Annotated in this window: 1 protein-coding gene; it reads right to left on the bottom strand. The window is 48.6% G+C overall.

The window, feature by feature from the left end; translation table 11 throughout:
- Nucleotides 1-57: 57 nt before the first annotated feature.
- On the bottom strand, nucleotides 58-560 hold a 503-nt coding region (locus V7676_RS18760), incomplete at its 5' end, for an integrase core domain-containing protein (protein WP_335661075.1).

Below are 560 nucleotides of genomic sequence, written 5' to 3'. Positions count from 1 at the left end.
AGATCGTAGATGGGGAGTGTAACATCGGGTGACTGGTGAGACATTCACTTCATGGCGTTATAGCCTTTCCCGAAGAGCTTCGTAAGGTGTTTTTCCATTAAACGCGCCATGCGGTCTGTGGAAGTTGTAAAACTGCTCCCATTGATCGAGTTTTGCCATCAGATCGACATCTCCTTTATAGCTTAGCAGCTGGTAAAATTCCTGCTGGTCAGAGCGGTGAGATCGTTCCACCTTGCCATTCAGTTGTGGTGTGCCGCGTTTGATATAGGCATGTCGGATACCCAGATCTTCGACGTGCCAATGGAACTTGGCCTGGAACTCGTGGCCGTTGTCGGTTCTGATTTCTCTGATACGGAACGGGAACTTGTTGATAATGTGATCGACGAAGTCGATCGCGTTGGCTTGTGTATGTTTTCTGTAGACCTTCAATGCCCTTACCCGCGTTGCATCATCGATTGCCGTATATTGGAAGCGGCGTATCTTCTCGCCCTTCTTTCCGATAAAAGTCAGGAACTTAACATCCATCTGGATATGGTGACCCGGGACCTGTTTGTTGTAGC

Origin of the sequence: Parasphingorhabdus sp. (genome assembly GCF_036963805.1) — a bacterium.
Lineage (GTDB): Bacteria > Pseudomonadota > Alphaproteobacteria > Sphingomonadales > Sphingomonadaceae > Parasphingorhabdus.
The sequence above is the reverse complement of the archived record's forward strand: the minus strand, read 5'-3'. Positions and strand labels throughout refer to the sequence as shown.